Source organism: Ancylomarina sp., from assembly GCF_041555295.1.
Lineage (GTDB): Bacteria > Bacteroidota > Bacteroidia > Bacteroidales > Marinifilaceae > Ancylomarina.
This window is the reverse complement of the sequence record NZ_JBFFKR010000014.1, coordinates 1-17,695: the sequence shown is the minus strand read 5'-3', so window position 1 is coordinate 17,695 and position 17,695 is coordinate 1. Positions and strand designations below refer to the sequence as shown.

17 protein-coding genes are annotated in these 17,695 nt (G+C 35.5%); 15 read left to right on the top strand and 2 right to left on the bottom strand.

All coding sequences use genetic code 11. From position 1 onward, the window contains the following. Window positions 1–103 precede the first annotated feature (103 nt). The 6 genes from ABY905_RS02520 to ABY905_RS02495 all read left to right on the top strand — a co-directional run bounded on the left by ABY905_RS02520 (window position 104) and on the right by ABY905_RS02495 (window position 6,194). Window positions 104–1,105, top strand: coding sequence for a bifunctional heptose 7-phosphate kinase/heptose 1-phosphate adenyltransferase (locus ABY905_RS02520; protein WP_372640116.1), 1,002 nt, complete (start codon window positions 104–106; stop codon window positions 1,103–1,105). 237 nt (window positions 1,106–1,342) lie between these two features. Further along, window positions 1,343–2,146, top strand: a complete 804-nt coding sequence (locus tag ABY905_RS02515) for a ParA family protein (protein ID WP_372640114.1) — start codon at window positions 1,343–1,345, stop codon at window positions 2,144–2,146. Between the two features lie 61 nt (window positions 2,147–2,207). Further along, a complete protein-coding gene (locus ABY905_RS02510; protein WP_372640112.1) occupies window positions 2,208–3,104 on the top strand; it encodes a ParB/RepB/Spo0J family partition protein in 897 nt (298 codons plus the stop codon). Window positions 3,105–3,127: 23 nt separating this feature from the next. After that, complete coding sequence (locus ABY905_RS02505) at window positions 3,128–3,781, top strand: DUF5683 domain-containing protein (RefSeq protein WP_372640110.1); 654 nt, start codon at window positions 3,128–3,130, stop codon at window positions 3,779–3,781. A 28-nt stretch (window positions 3,782–3,809) separates the two neighbouring features. Continuing rightward, on the top strand, window positions 3,810–4,352 hold the full coding sequence (locus ABY905_RS02500; protein WP_372640108.1) for a hypothetical protein: 543 nt from the start codon (window positions 3,810–3,812) through the stop codon (window positions 4,350–4,352). A gap of 141 nt (window positions 4,353–4,493) precedes the next feature. Then, a complete protein-coding gene (locus ABY905_RS02495) occupies window positions 4,494–6,194 on the top strand; it encodes a transglycosylase SLT domain-containing protein (RefSeq protein ID WP_372640106.1) in 1,701 nt (566 codons plus the stop codon). A 77-nt stretch (window positions 6,195–6,271) separates the two neighbouring features. Here ABY905_RS02495 and ABY905_RS02490 read toward each other — a convergent pair whose 3' ends face one another. Further along, complete coding sequence (locus ABY905_RS02490) at window positions 6,272–7,366, bottom strand: chorismate mutase (RefSeq protein WP_372640103.1); 1,095 nt, start codon at window positions 7,364–7,366, stop codon at window positions 6,272–6,274. A gap of 668 nt (window positions 7,367–8,034) precedes the next feature. Between ABY905_RS02490 and ABY905_RS02485 the strand changes: the two genes are divergently transcribed. The 3 genes from ABY905_RS02485 to ABY905_RS02475 are packed head-to-tail and all read left to right on the top strand — an operon-like array spanning window position 8,035 to window position 11,291. Beyond that, window positions 8,035–8,970, top strand: coding sequence for a 4Fe-4S dicluster domain-containing protein (locus ABY905_RS02485; protein ID WP_372640101.1), 936 nt, complete (start codon window positions 8,035–8,037; stop codon window positions 8,968–8,970). A gap of 52 nt (window positions 8,971–9,022) precedes the next feature. Further along, window positions 9,023–10,363: an NrfD/PsrC family molybdoenzyme membrane anchor subunit gene (gene nrfD, locus ABY905_RS02480; RefSeq protein ID WP_372640099.1), complete on the top strand. Its 1,341-nt coding sequence runs from the start codon at window positions 9,023–9,025 to the stop codon at window positions 10,361–10,363. A gap of 16 nt (window positions 10,364–10,379) precedes the next feature. Further along, a complete protein-coding gene (locus ABY905_RS02475) occupies window positions 10,380–11,291 on the top strand; it encodes a cytochrome c (RefSeq protein ID WP_372640097.1) in 912 nt (303 codons plus the stop codon). Between the two features lie 16 nt (window positions 11,292–11,307). On the opposite strand, the gene ABY905_RS02470 is transcribed toward ABY905_RS02475, so the two are convergent. Next, window positions 11,308–11,436 (bottom strand): hypothetical protein, encoded by a 129-nt coding sequence (locus tag ABY905_RS02470; RefSeq protein WP_372640095.1) that lies wholly within the window; start codon window positions 11,434–11,436, stop codon window positions 11,308–11,310. A gap of 31 nt (window positions 11,437–11,467) precedes the next feature. On the opposite strand from ABY905_RS02470, the gene ABY905_RS02465 reads away from it, so the two are divergent. From ABY905_RS02465 to ABY905_RS02440, 6 genes are all read left to right on the top strand, one after another. Beyond that, entirely contained in the window at window positions 11,468–13,948 is a 2,481-nt protein-coding gene (locus ABY905_RS02465; protein ID WP_372640093.1) for a heavy metal translocating P-type ATPase, read from the top strand. Window positions 13,949–13,984: 36 nt separating this feature from the next. Further along, the gene (gene ccoS, locus ABY905_RS02460) at window positions 13,985–14,197 is read left to right on the top strand and encodes a cbb3-type cytochrome oxidase assembly protein CcoS (protein ID WP_372640091.1); all 213 of its coding nucleotides are present in this window, start codon (window positions 13,985–13,987) and stop codon (window positions 14,195–14,197) included. Window positions 14,198–14,235: 38 nt separating this feature from the next. Further along, window positions 14,236–16,380, top strand: a complete 2,145-nt coding sequence (ccoN, locus tag ABY905_RS02455; protein WP_372640090.1) for a cytochrome-c oxidase, cbb3-type subunit I — start codon at window positions 14,236–14,238, stop codon at window positions 16,378–16,380. Window positions 16,381–16,470: 90 nt separating this feature from the next. Beyond that, window positions 16,471–16,677 (top strand): cbb3-type cytochrome oxidase subunit 3, encoded by a 207-nt coding sequence (locus ABY905_RS02450; RefSeq protein ID WP_372640088.1) that lies wholly within the window; start codon window positions 16,471–16,473, stop codon window positions 16,675–16,677. Window positions 16,678–16,730: 53 nt separating this feature from the next. Further along, entirely contained in the window at window positions 16,731–17,306 is a 576-nt protein-coding gene (locus tag ABY905_RS02445) for a cbb3-type cytochrome c oxidase N-terminal domain-containing protein (RefSeq protein WP_372640086.1), read from the top strand. A 16-nt stretch (window positions 17,307–17,322) separates the two neighbouring features. Beyond that, window positions 17,323–17,695 (top strand): 4Fe-4S binding protein (locus ABY905_RS02440; RefSeq protein WP_372640084.1); only part of this gene is annotated, 373 nt, incomplete at its 3' end.

The window sequence follows — 17,695 nt, the reverse complement described above, 5'->3', positions numbered from 1 at the left end:
ATCAATTGACTGATGTCTTAAAAAAATCTAAAGCTACCTCTACCTATTTTTAAAGATTCGAATTTGTTTATCTTTGTTGGGCAAACAAATAAAAATACCGCTTGTGAATAAATCTGAATTGAATCGTGTTTTCGAATCCTTCTCCGATTACAATATTCTTATTATAGGTGACGTTATGGTTGACGCCTACGCATGGGGCGAGGTTGATCGTATTTCTCCGGAAGCACCTGTGCCCATTTTTTCGTGCTCAAGTCGCGAAAATAGACTTGGTGGCGCTGCTAATGTGGCTTTGAATATTAAATCGCTTGGAGCTAATCCTATATTGTGTTCTGTAATTGGTGATGATGATAGAGGCAAAGATTTTGTCAAACTTTTATCTGAGATTCAACAAGAGCAATCGGGTATTGTTGTGAGTTCTCATCGTAGAACAACAGTTAAAACCAGATTTATTAGCAACAATCAGCATGTGATTCGTATTGATGAAGAGGATACTCACGAATTGGCTGATGAAACAGAAAAGGCATTTATTGAGCATGTTCTTGATTTGATGAATAGTCAAACGATACATGCCATCGTTTTTGAAGACTATGACAAGGGGTTGATCACTAAGAAGCTAATCGAGACGGTAACGAGTAAGGCTAAAGAACTAGGAATCCCGGTTTCGGTTGATCCTAAAAAACGTCATTATTTGGACTATAAAAATGTGACTTTATTTAAGCCAAACTTCAAAGAATTTCTTGAAGGTTCCAATTTGATTTTAAAGAAAGGCGATATCGATGGTTTATTTAGAGCAGCGAAACAATTTCAGACAGAGATGGGCGTTGATAAATTATTGATTACACTTTCAGAATTAGGTGTGTTTATCAGTAATGAAAATACTTATGAGCATATTCCTGCTGTTGTTAGAAAAATTGCTGATGTTTCAGGAGCAGGAGATACTGTTATTTCGGTGGCTACGCTTTGTTTGGCTGCAGGTATGAGTGCTGCAGAAATTGCAGCAATATCAAACCTTGCAGGTGGGATTGTTTGTGAGATTCCAGTGGTTGTTCCTATTGATAAGGCGCAGTTGTTGGCTGAGAGTTTAAAACTCTATGCAGAGGTTTAAGCTATTTGAAATTGTTTATAACTTTCAGCTTACTTTTAATAAGTATAAGTGTCTCTGAATTTTAAATGTCTTTTAAAATACTATCTTTGAAACTAGCGAAATTCTGAACTGATAAGACTAGGATATAAGAGATTATGCTTGGTTGGATCGATGTTCTACTTGTGCTGAAGGTAAGTGTTGTATCTACAATAGAGAGGCGGATCGGACTCGTTTCTCTGATTAAAATAGGAATTCTTTATGGCTAAAATAATCGCTCTTGCAAATCAAAAAGGTGGTGTTGGAAAAACAACCACAGCTATCAATCTAGCTTCTAGTCTTGCCGTGTTGGAACATCGCGTTCTTATCGTTGATGCCGATCCTCAAGCTAATGCAACATCGGGTTATGGTTTTGATGTTCGTGCAATTGAAAATAGCTTATACGAGTGTATTGTTGATGGTACAAATCCTAGAGATGCAATCCTAAAAACCGAGATGGAGGGTTTGGATATTATTCCTTCGCATATCGATTTGGTTGGTGCAGAAATTGAGATGTTGAATCTAGCTAATCGTGAAAAAATTCTACTGAATGTTTTGAATGTGATTCGCGACGATTACGATTATATCTTAATCGATTGTTCACCATCATTAGGACTAATCACTGTAAATGCCTTGACTGCCGCAGATTCAATCTTAATTCCTGTACAGTGTGAATATTTTGCTTTGGAAGGTTTAGGTAAACTTTTAAATACCATTAAGATCATTCAAAGTAGATTGAACCCTGAATTGGAAATTGAAGGTTTCTTATTAACCATGTATGATAGTCGCTTACGCCTTTCTAATCAGGTTGTAAGTGAAGTTAGAAAGCATTTTCAGGATATGGTTTTCGAAACGATTATTCAACGAAATACAAAACTGGGAGAGGCGCCAAGTTTTGGCAAGCCTGCTATTTTATATGATGCAGAATCAAACGGTGCTATTAATTATTTGAACTTAGCAAGAGAGCTTGTAGAGAATAATGCTGAGGTTAAAGAAGTGCATCAAGAAAACGAAATTAAGAAATAAGAAAATGTAATTCGATTAGGTTTAAGAATCTAGTCGAATTCATATTTTATAATGATATGTTATGGTTAAAAAGAGTGCATTAGGTAGAGGCTTAGGAGCTTTGATTGATGATAGAGATGATTTTCAAAATCGTCCATCACGTCAGGAGTATGAGCTTAGCAATGAAATTGAACTATCGAAAATTGAGGTGAACCCTTTTCAACCTCGAACCAAATTTGATGAGGAAGCTTTAAATGAATTAGCTAAATCGATTAAAGAAATTGGTATTGTTCAGCCTATCACTGTTCGTAAACTCAATAGCAATTCATTTCAACTTATTGCGGGTGAACGTCGTTTAAGAGCATCTAAAATTGCAGGGTTGACAAAGATTCCAGCCTATGTTCGCCTTGCGGAAGACGATAAGATGCTTGAGATGGCTTTGGTTGAAAATATTCAGCGTGAAGATCTGGATTCTATTGAGATTGCAATTTCGTATCAGAGACTGATTGACGAGTGTGATTTGACACAAGAGAGTTTGAGTGATCGCGTTGGGAAAAAGCGTTCAACCATATCAAACTACCTGCGTCTTCTGAAACTTCCTGCTGAAATTCAGAAAGGGATTCGTGAGAAGCAAATTCTTATGGGGCATGCTCGTGCTCTTGTAAATGTTGATAACAGAGAGTATCAACTGTCCATCTTTAAGATGGCTGCGGCTCAGGAATTATCAGTAAGGAAAATTGAAGAAATGGTCCGTGAAGCCAATAATGGCACACCTAATAACGTTCCCGTAAAAGAGAAGACTAGTCCAGTTCGTTTAGCTGAAGAATATGAAAGTCTTAAAGAGCATTTGTCGAAGCATTTTGGGTCTAATATTGACATGAAACGTACTGATAAAGGAAATGGAAAGATTATTATTCCTTTTAAATCAGATGATGATTTGGAACGTATTTTAGGCGTTCTAGACCAGATGAAATCATAAATGAAACTCAAAAAGATACGATTTTGAATTATTTTAAAACACTCCTTTTATTTGTAGTCGTGTGTTTTGTTGTGCTAATTTTCGGACAAAATGTAAAAGCACAAAAAATACAGTCTGATACTGTTATTTTACCTATTAAAATAAAGGAGCATTCACCACATAAAGCAACTGTTTATTCAGCTTTACTTCCAGGTTTAGGTCAAATTTACAATAGAAAGTATTGGAAGGTACCCATTCTGTATGCAGGTATTGGTGTCACGGTCTATGCTATTGGATGGAATACAGGTCAGTATAATGATTATAAGGATGGTTATATCGATTTTTCTAAATATCTGGAATACAAAAATCAAGCAGAGGGAGATGGAATTATTGAGCCGACATTGAAAAGGTATGAGAAATTGGTAAGAGACGTGGATTTTGAGAATACAAGTGCTGCCGATGATAATTGGTATAAGACAAGATTTAAAAATGGGAAGGACAAATATAAGCGAGACAGAGATTTTAGTTATATCATTCTGTTTGGTGTTTATGTCCTTAATATTATCGATGCGACTGTCGATGCGCATTTAACCAATTTTAATATCAATGACGAATTGTCGATGACAGTTCAGCCTAAAATGAATTATTCACCCGTAAGTGGTAGTACTTTAGGCCTTTCCTGCCGAATTAATTTTTAGTAACTTATAATTTCAAAACCTGAAATGTATGAGAATAATCTTATGCTTTATTTTTTTCGTTATCATGACTTTATCTGTAATTGCACAGAATAAGTTAATTGTATTGCACTCAGTTGTTGGTGATACAATAGATAAGAGAGAGCAGCAAGAGTTTTTATTGTTTTCAGATATTCTAGACCAAGATTTCACTTCTGCAACTATCCATTGTGAGAATGCAAAATACGTGATGCATATCAATTCTGATTCGGGCTTAAAGCTTGTTGAGATTAATGACGAAGATATTGTAGAGAATTCGAAACATGTTGACAAGCTCGCTAGGTACTTCAAGTTTCTTATTGAAAAGAAAGATTCGTTGGATATCGATTTGAAAACTGTTTCTAGTTGGCCTAAGTTTCAGTCAGAGCTTTTAAATGATGCTCAAAAAAGAAAAATTGCAAAAGAGGCTAGAATCTATTTCGATTCGAATCAGGATGCAGAAAAATTAGGCTTGTCAGGAATAGATAAGGAGAATTATATCAAAGTGAATAGTAAGAGTTGGTTGGTTGAATCCTTATTCGATATTTTAAAATAGTAGGGGATTATACATTTTTTAAGATTAACGGAGCAATATAACTTGCTTGATTGCGTATAATCAGGAGTGGAGAGTGCACGAGGCATTATCTTTAATTTGAATTCTATTTTTTTAATAGAAAAGAAGAAAAAAAAAGTAAATATGAAATTTAAATATTCCCTTTATTCATTGGCTCTTATCGCAAGTATGGCTTGCTCTACGAGTAAAACGCTTGTAGACAATTCGTCTGCTGTAGTAGATGCTTCTGAAGTTTTTGCTCAGGAAAGTGAAGTTGAAAATCCTATAATTGAAGAAGAGGATATGACTCCTGCTGTGGAGAAAGATTCTTTAGCTTTTCTAAAAATCAATCCTGTTGATGTTCGCTGGGATTTAAATGATAGTATACAACCTGAGTTCAAGAGCAATCTTGATAAGCTTGTTAACGCTTGGTATGCGGAAAATTCAGTTAAGACATCCGTCTATGAAGGTCCAGAAACAAAATATATAAAAGAAAAGTTAGCCGATTCAGTTTACATTAAGAGATTACAATCTATCCCTTCGATGTTCGATTTGTCGTATAATAAAATTGTACGAAATTATATTGAGCTTTATACGCAGCGAAGAAGAAAGCAGGTTGAGCTTATGATGGGAATGTCGGAATATTACTTTCCTATTTTCGAAGAAATACTCGATAGAGAAGGCTTACCTCAGGAATTGAAGTATTTGCCAATTATTGAATCAGCCCTTAATCCTAAAGCTTTATCTAGAGCTGGGGCTTCTGGTTTGTGGCAATTTATGTATTCGACAGGTAGACAGTATAAGTTGGAAGTAAACTCTTTTGTAGATGATCGTCGTGATCCTATAAAATCGAGTTATGCTGCTGCTAAGTTCCTAAAGGATTTGTATAAGATGTATGGCAATTGGCCTTTGGTTATAGCTGCATACAATTGTGGCCCTGGAAATGTAAATAAGGCTATTCGCCGTAGTGGTGGAAAGAAGAATTATTGGGATATTTATTACAGATTACCTAAAGAAACAAGAGGTTATGTGCCAGCATTTATTGCAGCACTTTATTCTTTCAACTTTCACGAAGAACATGGCTTGTATCCTAGACCTAATCAATTTCCTGAGGTTTGTGATACTTTAATGATTAAGGAACAATTGCATTTTGATCAGATTGCTCAATTTACCAAAGTTTCCACACAGAAATTACGTGAATTGAATCCTCAGTACCGAGCCGATATTATTCCTGCTTTTAATAAACCATATTCGTTGAAAATCCCGTTTGAGTCAGCTTTGGCTTTTATTGACAATCAGGATTCAATTACATCTTACAAAAAAGAATACTATTTCAACCTAAAGGATAAGCTTGCTAATCCTCGAGATAGATATCAGAAGTTTGCACATGCTTCTCCTAAGGGGAAAGCTAAGATTTATTATAAAGTCAAATCTGGTGATGCTGTAGGACTAATTGCATCATGGTTCCATATAAGAACATCTGATTTGAGATATTGGAATAATATTAGACGTAATATGATTCGAGTAGGTCAAAATCTGGCTGTCTATGTTCCTAAGTCAAAGGCTTCATATTATAAGTCGTTTAATTCGATGTCTAAATCTCAAAAGCAAGCTACTTTAGGAAAGAACTATGTAGCATCTAAGAAGGTAAATAATGTTGGAAAATCCACGTCTAACTGGAGCGGGAAATACGTTTATTATACGGTTCGTAAGAATGATAATTTCTGGACCATTGCTAAGAAATTTCCGGGTGTATCAAATTATGATATCATGAAAATGAATAATATTACAAATTCACGTAGTTTAAGGGTTGGACAAAAATTGAAAATTAGACAGAAAAGCTAAACATCAAATGAGAATATAAGAAGAAAGCCAGTAGATATTAATCTACTGGCTTTTTAATTTTTCTTTATTAAGCTTATCTATTTTTTATCATTCATTACATCGTTCTGAATGAGAATGGCTTCTTTGTGAATCATTCTAAGTAATTGAGTTAAGAATTTCTCTGATAGACCTAAGGATTTCCCTAGTTCAGTTCCTTGCTCTCTTACCTTTTCCCATCTTTTTAATTGAAGAATATTTAAGTTCTTTTCAGATTTGTATTCACCAATTTCGCTAACCGTATTCATTCTTTGAGCAAGAAGTTCAATAATCTGCGCATCAATCGAATCGATTTGATTTCGGTATTGATCAAGCGGATTGTAATCTTCTCCATCTTTAATGCTTAATCTGCAAACCAGGCTATTCAAAATTGTGTTTAACTCTGAAGGGATAAGTTGTTGTTCAGCTTCGCTTAGTGCTTCTTCAGGTTTAAAATGACTTTCTATCATCAAACCATCCATATTTAGATCAAGAGCTTTTTGAGAGATTTGCTGAATATGATTTCTGTCACCAGCAATATGACTTGGATCGCAAATCATAGGAAGGTTGTGAAATCGGGATTTTAATTCAATTGGAATTTCCCACTTTGGAATATTACGAAGGCTAGTTTGTTCAAAAGGATAGAAGCCACAATGAATAGCAGCTAATTTTGAAATCCCAGCTTTATTAATTTGTTCCAATGCCCCAATCCAAAGATTGATATCTGGATTAAGTGGGTTTTTTATCATGACAGGTACATTCATTCCTTGAAGTGCACTTGCAAGTTCTTGTATCGAAAATGGATTTGATGTTGTTCTGGCTCCAATCCAAAGAATATCTACGTTATGACGTAAACACATCTCCACATGTTTAGGCGACGCAACTTCAACCATAGTTAACAAGCCAGTCTCTTGTTTAACTTGATTTAACCAATTAAGAGCAGTATCCCCTCTATCTTCAAAACTATTTGACTGAGTTTTAGGTTTCCATATTCCAGTTCTGAAAACCTTAACCTGATCAATCTCTTTTAATTGACGAGCTGTATTTAAGACTTGTTCCTCAGATTCAGCACTGCATGGTCCACTAATGATAATGGGACGGCTGTCTAATTTTTTAAACCAATCATTGATAGGTTTCAAATTATTTAATTCGTTCATAGTCTTAAGTTAAGCCAAATGTATAGGTTTATTCTCGGCTGAAAGATGCGGGCAAAATTACGCTTTTAATTGTTTTTAGAAAATTCTAAATCAATAGATTCTCTTAATGTCTTGTAAAACATGATTAAAGAATTATATATCATAAATCAATCTTTGTTAATAGCATGATTATTAGAAGAATGTGTGTTTGTTGTGTTTTTTATTTATTCGATGATAGATATGCTTTATAAGCTGTTTAGAAAAATCAATAAAGCTTTTTGACTTAGATTGATAGACGAGTATTTGAATATATTCCGTTCATAAATGGCTGGTAATTAAGATAAAAGGATCTGTAATAGTTTAGTTGTAGGTTTAAGTGGTTATTTAATTAAGAGGTGTAATATCGTTGCGCTACGTTTTGTAACGTTCAGATTGATAGTTTGATGTTGGGTTTTGTGTTTGCATTTAATTATCATATTTTATTTTTTATCACAATATAGTAATTGTTAAAAAAACTGAAAATATTATTTATCTTTGAATGTTCTGCAAACGGTTCCGAATAAAAATGGAGTCATGTTTTCAGGATTTTAACTTTAATATTTAAAGTGTATTTATACACATTTTATAAATACGATAAGGTAGATCAGAAAATGGTATTCCAAAATCGTGACAGAGCAAATTTTTGAGATATGACACAAAAAACTTCCGATAAGGGTAGACGAAATTTTCTGAAAAGCTTTGGAGTAACTGTTGGCGCTGCAGGAGTGGTTAGTAGTTTTTCACTTTTAGGTGCAGTAAAAGCCGCAGCTAAAGAACCCGAAGAGATGGTCAATTTGCTTACAGCAGATGGACAGCTGGTTCAGGTTGATAAAAACCAACTTCGTCCGACCGTTAATGAGCCTCTTAATGAGCTACAAAAAAGAGGTCGTGAGGGTATTGCTGGTAAGTCATTCGTGATGGTTATCGATTTAAGTAAATGTAGAAATGCTCGAAAGTGTATGGATGCATGTCAGAATCATCATCAATTAAGAGCTGACCAGCACCATATTAATGTTCTACAGATGCAGGATTCTGAGCATACTGCACCTTACTTTATGCCTAAACCTTGTCAGCATTGTGACAATCCGCCTTGTACAAAAGTATGCCCTGTTGATGCAACTTTTAAGCGACAAGATGGAATTGTTCTAATTGATAACGAACGTTGTATTGGTTGTCGTTTCTGTATTGCTGCTTGTCCTTACTCAGCACGTATTTTCCAGTGGACTGAGCCAAAGGATGCCGATAAATATAAAGATTTGACCTATAATATTGAGGCGAATGTCCCTCAGAAAAAAGGGACAGTAAGTAAATGTCTATTTAGTGCCGATCGTTTACGAGAGGATAAGCTACCATCATGTGTTTCTGCTTGTCCTAACGGGGTTTATTATTTCGGAGATAGGAATGAAGATGCAGTAACTAATGGGACAAGTGGTGAAACTGTTCGTTTCTCGAAATTGATTGAGGATAATGCAGGTTATACCTTGTTGGAAGAACTAGGAACCAAACCAAGAGTCTATTATTTGCCTCCTAAGAATAGAGCTTTCGAATTCAATGGTGATTTGTTGAATGAGGAGAATCTTCATTAATCAGAGATTAAACAAACGATACATTATATATTCATAGAAAATCATTTTACTTATGAATGACAATACAAGATCGAAAGAAACAACACTTTCCTTTGAAAAATTAAAACAAGATATTCTACGTCCAATGCAAAATCATAAAGGACTGGAATTATGGATTGTTTTCCTGGTGACAGTTATTGCTGTATGCGGTTGGGCCTATTACGTACAACTTCGTGATGGCCTTGGTGTAACCGGAATGCGTGATTATGTATCTTGGGGACTCTATATAGCCAACTTTGTATTCTTTGTAGCAGTTAGTTTAGTCGGGATGTTAATCTCATCGATACTAGGACTACTGAAGGTCGATTGGATTATCCCAATTTCTCGAATTGCTGAGATTATTGCCGTTGCATTCGTTGCGGTGGCAGGTTTAGTGATTGTTTTAGATATGGGTCGTCCGGATAGAGTGCTAAATGTGTTAATTCATGGCCGTTTTCAGTCACCAATATTGTGGGATGTTACAGTCATTACGACCTATTTAGTGATCAGTACTCTGTTGTTGATTTTGCCTATGATTCCTGATCTGGCAATCTGCAAAAAGGATATTAATAACTCATCTCCTATTTTAAAGAAAGTATACACAATTCTTTCATTTGGCTATACGAACACACCAGAACAATATAAACATCTTCATAAGATGATTAGAACCTTAATGGTTTTAATTGTTCCAGTTGGTTTAGCAATTCATACGGTTACATCATGGTTGTTTGCTGCAACTCTTCGTAATGGTTGGGATACAACTATTTTTGGACCTTATTTCGTTGCAGGAGCCTTTGTTGCCGGTTCTGCAGCTCTTGTTGTTGCCATGTATTTCTTCAGAGTTAACTATAAGCTACAAGATTATATTACCGATCTACACTTTGATAAGATGGGTAAGTTGATGGTCGCTGTTTGTTTGGTTTATTTGTATTTCAATGTCAATGAGTTTTTGGTTCCCGGATATAAAATGAAAACAGGAGATAGCGTCCATCTTAAGGAATTGTTTTTTGGATCATGGGCAATTATGTTTTGGTCTTCACAACTTTTTGGGAATATATTACCTGTTATATTGATGGTGAATAAGCGTTTCAGAAAGCCAATGCCAATCATGATTATTTCTCTATTTGTGATTGCTAGTGCATGGTTTAAGCGGTATGTAATTGTAATTCCTACCATGTTACACCCACATCTACCTATTCAGAATGTACCTGATCATTTTAAGACTTATTTCCCAACATCAATTGAGATTTCGGTTACCGTATTGAGTTTTGCTTTGGCACTTTTGATTATTACCGTGTTGGCTAAGATCTTTCCTGTATTACCTATATGTGAGATTGCTGATCAGAAGGGAATTGATTATAAAATTGAGGAATAAAAAAAACAAGAAACACATGAAAAACGTATCCACTATATTAGCGACTCTTGTTCTTGTATTTGCCTTTATGAACTCTGCATCTGCGGAGGACTGGAATGTATCTGCTACTGCAAAAAAGAAGCTTAATCCATATGAGCTAAGTAAGAAGAATATTAGTTCAGGGAAAAAAATATACCAAACCAATTGTAAGTCATGTCATGGTGATCCTACCAAGGCTAATATGTTGCCTCTACAACCTGCTCCGTCCGACTTAGGTTCTCAGAATTTCCTTATTCAATCTGATGGTGAAATTTATCACAAGATTAAAACGGGAAAAGGTGCCATGCCAACTTTCGATAAAACATTGAACGATGAAAGTAAATGGGTGGTTATTACTTATTTGCGTTCTTTTGATAAGAATAAAAAGAAAGTAGTCGTTGCAAGTGCGGTTGTGAATCCTGAAGTAACAGATGTTAAAATTGAGCTTAATGTTGATGCAGAGCATAAGAAACTAAATGCACACTTAACTGGTTTAAAGAAGGACGGAAAACGTGTTGGCTTGGAAGGTATTGAAATGAGTTTTCTTGTAAAGAGAGCATTTGGTCAATTAGATATTTCAGGTCAGGAAGCTTATACCAATGCAAATGGAGAACTGTTAATACAATTTCCAGATGATCTTCCTGGCGACAGAGAAGGACAGGTTGAACTTTTGGTTAAGCTTACTGATGAAGACAATTATGGAGCAATTGAAGAAAAACGAGTTTTATCAATAGCTGTACCAACTAATCCTAAGAATCCTCTTGATGAAAGAGCCATGTGGGGAACTCGAGCTAATGCGCCAATTTGGATTGTCGCGAGTTATCTTTTAGGTGTTATTGGTATTTGGGGTGTTATTTTTCTAGTTCTATTCCAAGTGTTTCAGTTGTCGAAAATGAGAACAAAATCTTAGCTAGATTCTGAATTTATTACTCAACATCATCTTTTTTCTTTTTGGGAGCAAAGCCTAACTTATAAAGTAAATAGCCTATCCCAAATAGGAAATGTGCGAGAGTAACACCTGCAATAATATAAATAAGAGTTGAATCTGAGAACATTGTTTTTGATTAAGACTAATGAGTCTGCAAGATGACGAAAATAGCTAAAGATACAAAAAACGAAGTCTGTATCCATTGTGGTGACGATTGTGGTAAACATCCCGTAATTTGGGATGGTAAGCCATTTTGTTGCTCAGGTTGTTCTACCGTTTTTCAACTTTTGAACGACAATGCTCTTTGTTCCTATTACAATATCGAGAGCACACCTGGGATCAAAATTGAAGAAGGAAAGTTTAAAGAGAAATTTGCATTCCTTGATGATGAAGAAATCAGTTCAAAGCTTTATGAGTTTTCAGAAGATGCAATCCGTAAAGTAAGCTTCTATATTCCAGGAATTCATTGTAGTTCGTGTATTTGGTTACTCGAGCATCTTAATGTCTTAAATAAGGCTGTATTAAAATCAACTGTGAACTTCGTTAAAAAAGAGGTTACGGTTACTTTTGATTCAAATGATTTAAGCCTTCGTCAGCTGGCTGAGCTTTTAGCTTCTATCCACTATATTCCTGAAATTACGCTTGATAATCTCCAAGAGAAAAAGAATCAGGATGCTAATAAGAAACTTTTATACAAAATTGGAGTCGCTGGTTTTAGTTTTGGGAACATCATGCTTCTTAGCTTACCTGAATATGTGCCAGGTTCAGAATATTTAGAGAGTAATTTCAAATCATTCTTTGGAATGATGAATTTTATTCTTGTTTTGCCTGTTTTGTTTTACAGCGGGAACGATTATTTAGTCTCTGCCTACAAAGGCTTAAAACATAAATTCATTAATATAGATGTACCTATTTCTTTAGGTATTATTGCACTTTTTATTCAATCTTCATTTCAAATATTTACTGGTGCCGGTGCTGGTTATATGGATTCATTAGCAGGCTTGATTTTCTTTTTACTTATTGGTAAGTGGTATCAGAGTAAAAGCTATCAGGCCTTGTCTTTTGAACGTGATTACCGTTCATACTTCCCGGTTGCTGTCAGTAGAATTATTGATAATGAAGAACAGAGCACGCAAATCAATAAGTTGAAAAAAGGCGATGTAATCTTGATTAGAAATCAGGAATTGATACCTGCTGATGCCATTCTGACTAAAGGTGAAGCCTTAATTGATTATAGTTTTGTGACGGGAGAATCCAGATCCGTTTTAAAATCCATAGGCGATCATTTATTTGCTGGAGGTAAGCAAGTGGGAGGAGCCATAGAAATGTGCATCGAAAAAGAGGTTGTTCAATCGAGACTAACACAACTTTGGAATCAATCGGAGGAAAAAGAAATTTACTTCTCTAAGTTGAATTCCTTGATTGATCAGATAAGTAAATATTTCACACTTTCAATAATCGTAATTGGTGCTTTAGCTGGCTTTTATTGGTTATTGAACGATACATCAAAAGCTGTATTTGCTTTTACATCAGTTTTGATTGTCGCTTGCCCATGCGCTTTAGCTTTATCTTCTCCTTTTGCATTAGGTAATACGATGCGAATGTTAGGCCGATTAGGGATCTATTTAAAAGGTGCCGATATCGTCGAAGCTTTAAGTGGAGTTGACACGATTGTTTTTGATAAAACAGGAACTATTACACAGGCTGATGCCGTAAGTGTTAAGTATGCTGGTGTAGCATTAAGCGAACCAGATTTGGATGCAGTCAAGTCATTATCTCGACATTCATCTCATGTTTTAAGTACGATACTTTACGATCATCTAAAAAAATCGACTTCTAGAAAGGTACACGATTTTAAAGAAATGATATCCTTAGGTCTATCAGGACTTATTGAGGGTAGAGATGTGAAGATTGGATCTGCCAGTTTTGTTTTAGCTTCTAAAGCTGAAAACTTATCTGGTTCTACCGTAGTTTATGTCTCTATAGATGGTCAAGTGAAAGGGCGATTCATCATGAGTAATCAGTATCGCACAGGCTTAAATGAGTTAATTGAATCTCTGTCATCGAACTATGACTTACATGTTCTTTCAGGAGATAATGATGCTGAAAAATCGAACTTGGCTGAAATCTTTCCAAAGAATTCAAGCCTATTATTCAATCAATCCCCAAAGGATAAATTGGAATATATACAAGCTCTTAAAAGTAAAGGAAACAAAATATTGATGATTGGTGATGGCTTGAATGATGCCGGAGCTTTAAAGGTGAGTGATGTCGGTATATCAATAGCAGACGATATTTACAATTTTTCTCCAGCTTGTGATGCTATTTTAGAAGCATCGAAATTCCAGGATTTGAAAAGGTTCTTAAGCATATCGAAAAAAGGAATGTGGGTTGTGAAACTAAGTTTCCTATTATCCTTTGCCTACAATATATTAGGTTTATATTTTGCTGTTCAAGGTATTTTATCGCCTATTGTGGCGGCTTTGTTAATGCCTATAAGTTCAATTTCTGTTGTAGCTTTTGCAAGTTTTACAACGAGTTATTTTGCTAGGAATATGGCAGGGAAACAAGTTCCAATAAAGGAAGATATTTTGCCAAGTCTAGGAAAAGTAAGTAAGAAACGTGTGCAGCTCAATTAGGCTGTTCGATTATATACAAGATTAAAAAATTGAACCTTGAGTGTAATATTTGTTTTAATAGGGGTGAGTATGGTCGTGGCTGGAGGATTCTTGATCGGTTTTTTGTGGGCTGTAAAGAAAGGGCAGTATGACGATCATTATTCACCATCGGTTCGAATTTTATTCGATGACCAAGAAATAAAAGATCAAGAAGAAAGTGAAACTAAAGATAAAAAAGAGGATGATTCAAAGGCCTCTAAGGAAAAGTAAAAAGAATTCATTCGTAAATTTATAAAGCTATAACATACATGGAAACACAACATTTTTCTTACGACAATAAAATCGTAAAATATTTTGCCTACGCTACTATTCTTTGGGGTGTAGTCGGAATGTTGGTCGGTCTTTTGGCTGCTTTACAATTGGCGTTCCCCATTTTTAATTTCAATTTGGCCTATACCTCTTTTGGGCGAATAAGACCAGTTCATACTAATGCGGTAGTTTTTGCCTTTGTTGGTAATGGCATTTTTACTGCGGTTTATTACTCACTTCAGCGTTTGTTAAAAGCTCGTATGTATAGTGATAAATTGAGTTGGATTCATTTCTGGGGCTGGCAAGCCATTATTGTTTCGGCTGCAGTAACCTTTGTTTTAGGGATTACAACCAGTAAGGAATATGCAGAGCTTGAATGGCCTATTGATATCGCACTTACCATTATTTGGGTTGTGTTTGGATGGAATATGTTTGGAACAATCTTAAGAAGAAGGGCGGACCATTTATATGTATCTATTTGGTTCTATATCGCCACTTTTGTGACGGTTGCAGTCTTGCATATTGGTAACTCTATTGCAATACCATATAGTTGGTTGCAATCATATCCGGTTTATGCTGGAGTTCAGGATGCTTTGGTTCAGTGGTGGTATGGTCATAATGCCGTGGCCTTTTTCTTGACAACACCTTATTTAGGTTTGATGTATTATTTCTTACCTAAGGCAGCCAATCGTCCGGTATACTCTTACCGATTATCAATTATTCACTTTTGGGCCTTGGTTTTCTTATATATCTGGGCTGGACCTCATCATTTATTATATACGGCTTTACCAGACTGGGCACAGTCGTTAGGAGTTGTTTTCTCTATTATGCTGATTGCTCCATCATGGGGTGGTATGTTTAATGGTCTGTTGACACTAAGAGGTGCTTGGGATAAAGTTCGTGATAGTGCAACACTTAAGTTTATGGTGGTTGCGGTAACAGCTTACGGTATGTCAACATTTGAAGGACCTATGATGTCTTTGAAATGGGTAAATGCATTAACTCATTACACAGATTGGAATATTGCTCACGTACATATTGGTGCAATGGGATGGAATGGTTTCTTAACCTTTGGTATGTTGTATTACCTATTCCCAAAAATGTGGAAAACCAAATTGTATTCTGAGAAGTTGGCTAACGCACACTTCTGGATTGGAACCTTAGGAATTATTTTCTATGCTCTTCCATTGTATTGGGGTGCAGTTGTTCAAACATTAATGTGGAAAGAATTTACAGCAGATGGTTTGTTAGCTTATCCAAACTTTTTGGAAACGATCACTCAGATACTTCCAATGTATCATGTTAGAGTTTTAGGAGGTCTTCTATACTTCGTTGGTTTATTTTTGATGGTTTATAATTTATTTAAGACTGCAGCATCGGGTAAATGTGCCGATAATGAAGAAGCTTCTGCTCCTGCATTGGTGACATCATCTAAGCGTGCTAAAGGTGAAGGTTTACACCGTTGGTTAGAGCGTCGACCAGTTCAGTTTATGCTTTTAGCTACTGTTGCTATTTTGATTGGTGGTGCCTTTGAGATTATTCCAACTTATCTGGTTAAGTCTAATATTCCTACTATCGAAAGTGTAAAACCATATACGCCACTTGAGTTAGAAGGTCGTGATATCTATATCCGAGAAGGCTGTAATACGTGTCATACACAAATGATTCGTCCGTTTAGATCGGAAACAGAGCGATATGGTGAATACTCTAAAGCTGGTGAACTGGTTTACAATCATCCACATTTATGGGGATCGAAACGTACAGGTCCAGATTTGGCTCGTGAAGGTGTTCCAGGAGGAAAGATGTATAAAACGAATGTTTGGCATTTTAATCATCTACTCGATCCTCAAAAGATGAATGCACAATCGATTATGCCTGCTTATCCTTGGTTGATTAAGGATGATTTGAGTACTTCGAACACATCAGCAAAAATTCGTGCAATGATTAAGTTGGGCGTTCCTTATGACAAGGCTCCTTACCCTGCAAATTACGATGTTGTTGCTCTTGAAGATTTAAAGACGCAAGCTGATGAAATTGCTGCTGATCTTAAAGCTAATGGTGTAGAAGTAGCTAGTGAGAAAGAAATTATTGCAGTTATTGCTTACCTACAACGTTTAGGTCGCGATATTTCAGTAAAAGAATAATCAAGGATAAAGTGATCAAGGATAAAGGTTAAAGTGAATACGAACACCACCTTTATCCTTTTACTACTTTAACCTTTAACCTTATAAAGCATGAAACTAGTAAGTCATTATTTACAAAGTATATCGGATGTTGGGCTTTATCCTAGTATCTCATTACTCATCTTTTTTAGTTTTTTTATGGGTATGATATGGTGGACCTTTAAGAAGAGTAATAAAAGTGTTTTCCATGATATGGAAAGCTATGCTCTCGAAGATGAGGGAACAGAGTCAAACTCAAATCAGTCGATGCCTGATTAATTTTGCTTAGTGTTCTGATATATTAACTGTTTAAGATATTAAAAGCTTCTGTAATGGAAAAAAAAGATAAGTTTCTTGAAGAAAATGCTCACCTGATTAGTGATCATGATTACGATGGAATTCGAGAGTTAGATAATCCAATGCCGACTTGGTGGCGTTATTTATTCTATGTGACTATTGTATTTGCGGCTGTTTACATGTTTCGTTACCATGTTTTTGGCGATGATCTTCAGATTGCTGAATACGAAAAAGAAATGGCAATTGCTGAAGCAAACAAGCCAAAGCCAACATTCGACGAATCATCGCTAGTGTTGATGCAAGATGTTAAGGATATTAATGCAGGTAAAGCGATTTACGATAAAAACTGTGTTGCATGCCATGCATTGTTGGGAGAAGGAAATGCAATTGGGCCAAACTTAACCGATGATTATTGGTTGAATGGCGGGAGCTTAGAGGATGTTTACAAAATCATAAAAGTAGGTAAGCCATTAAAGGGCATGTTAGCTTGGCAAAATCAATTATCTCCAGAACAAATGTTGCAGGTTTCAAGTTATGTGATGACTCTGATTGGAACAAACCCTCCTAATGCTAAAGCGGCACAAGGTGAATTGTATAAACAAGAAAAATAAATGATAATAAAGCGAAATGCCCAACCAAAATTTTGATGATTCTTACCGCGACCAACTTGCAACTCTAAATAAAAAAGGCAAAAGACAATGGGTGTATGCAAAACAACCTAAGGGGAAATTATATAACTACAGAAATTTAGTTAGCTATCTTCTTCTAACTATTTTATTGGTGACACCATTTATAAAAGTTAATGGAGACCCTTTTATTTTGCTTAATGTAATCGAGAGGGAGTTTATTCTTTTTGGGATTCATTTTTGGCCTCAAGATTTCCATATCTTTTTGTTTTCGATGATTACCCTTTTTGTATTTATTGTGCTTTTTACAGTCAGTTATGGTCGGATATGGTGTGGTTGGGCTTGTCCACAGACGGTTTTTCTAGAATTTGTTT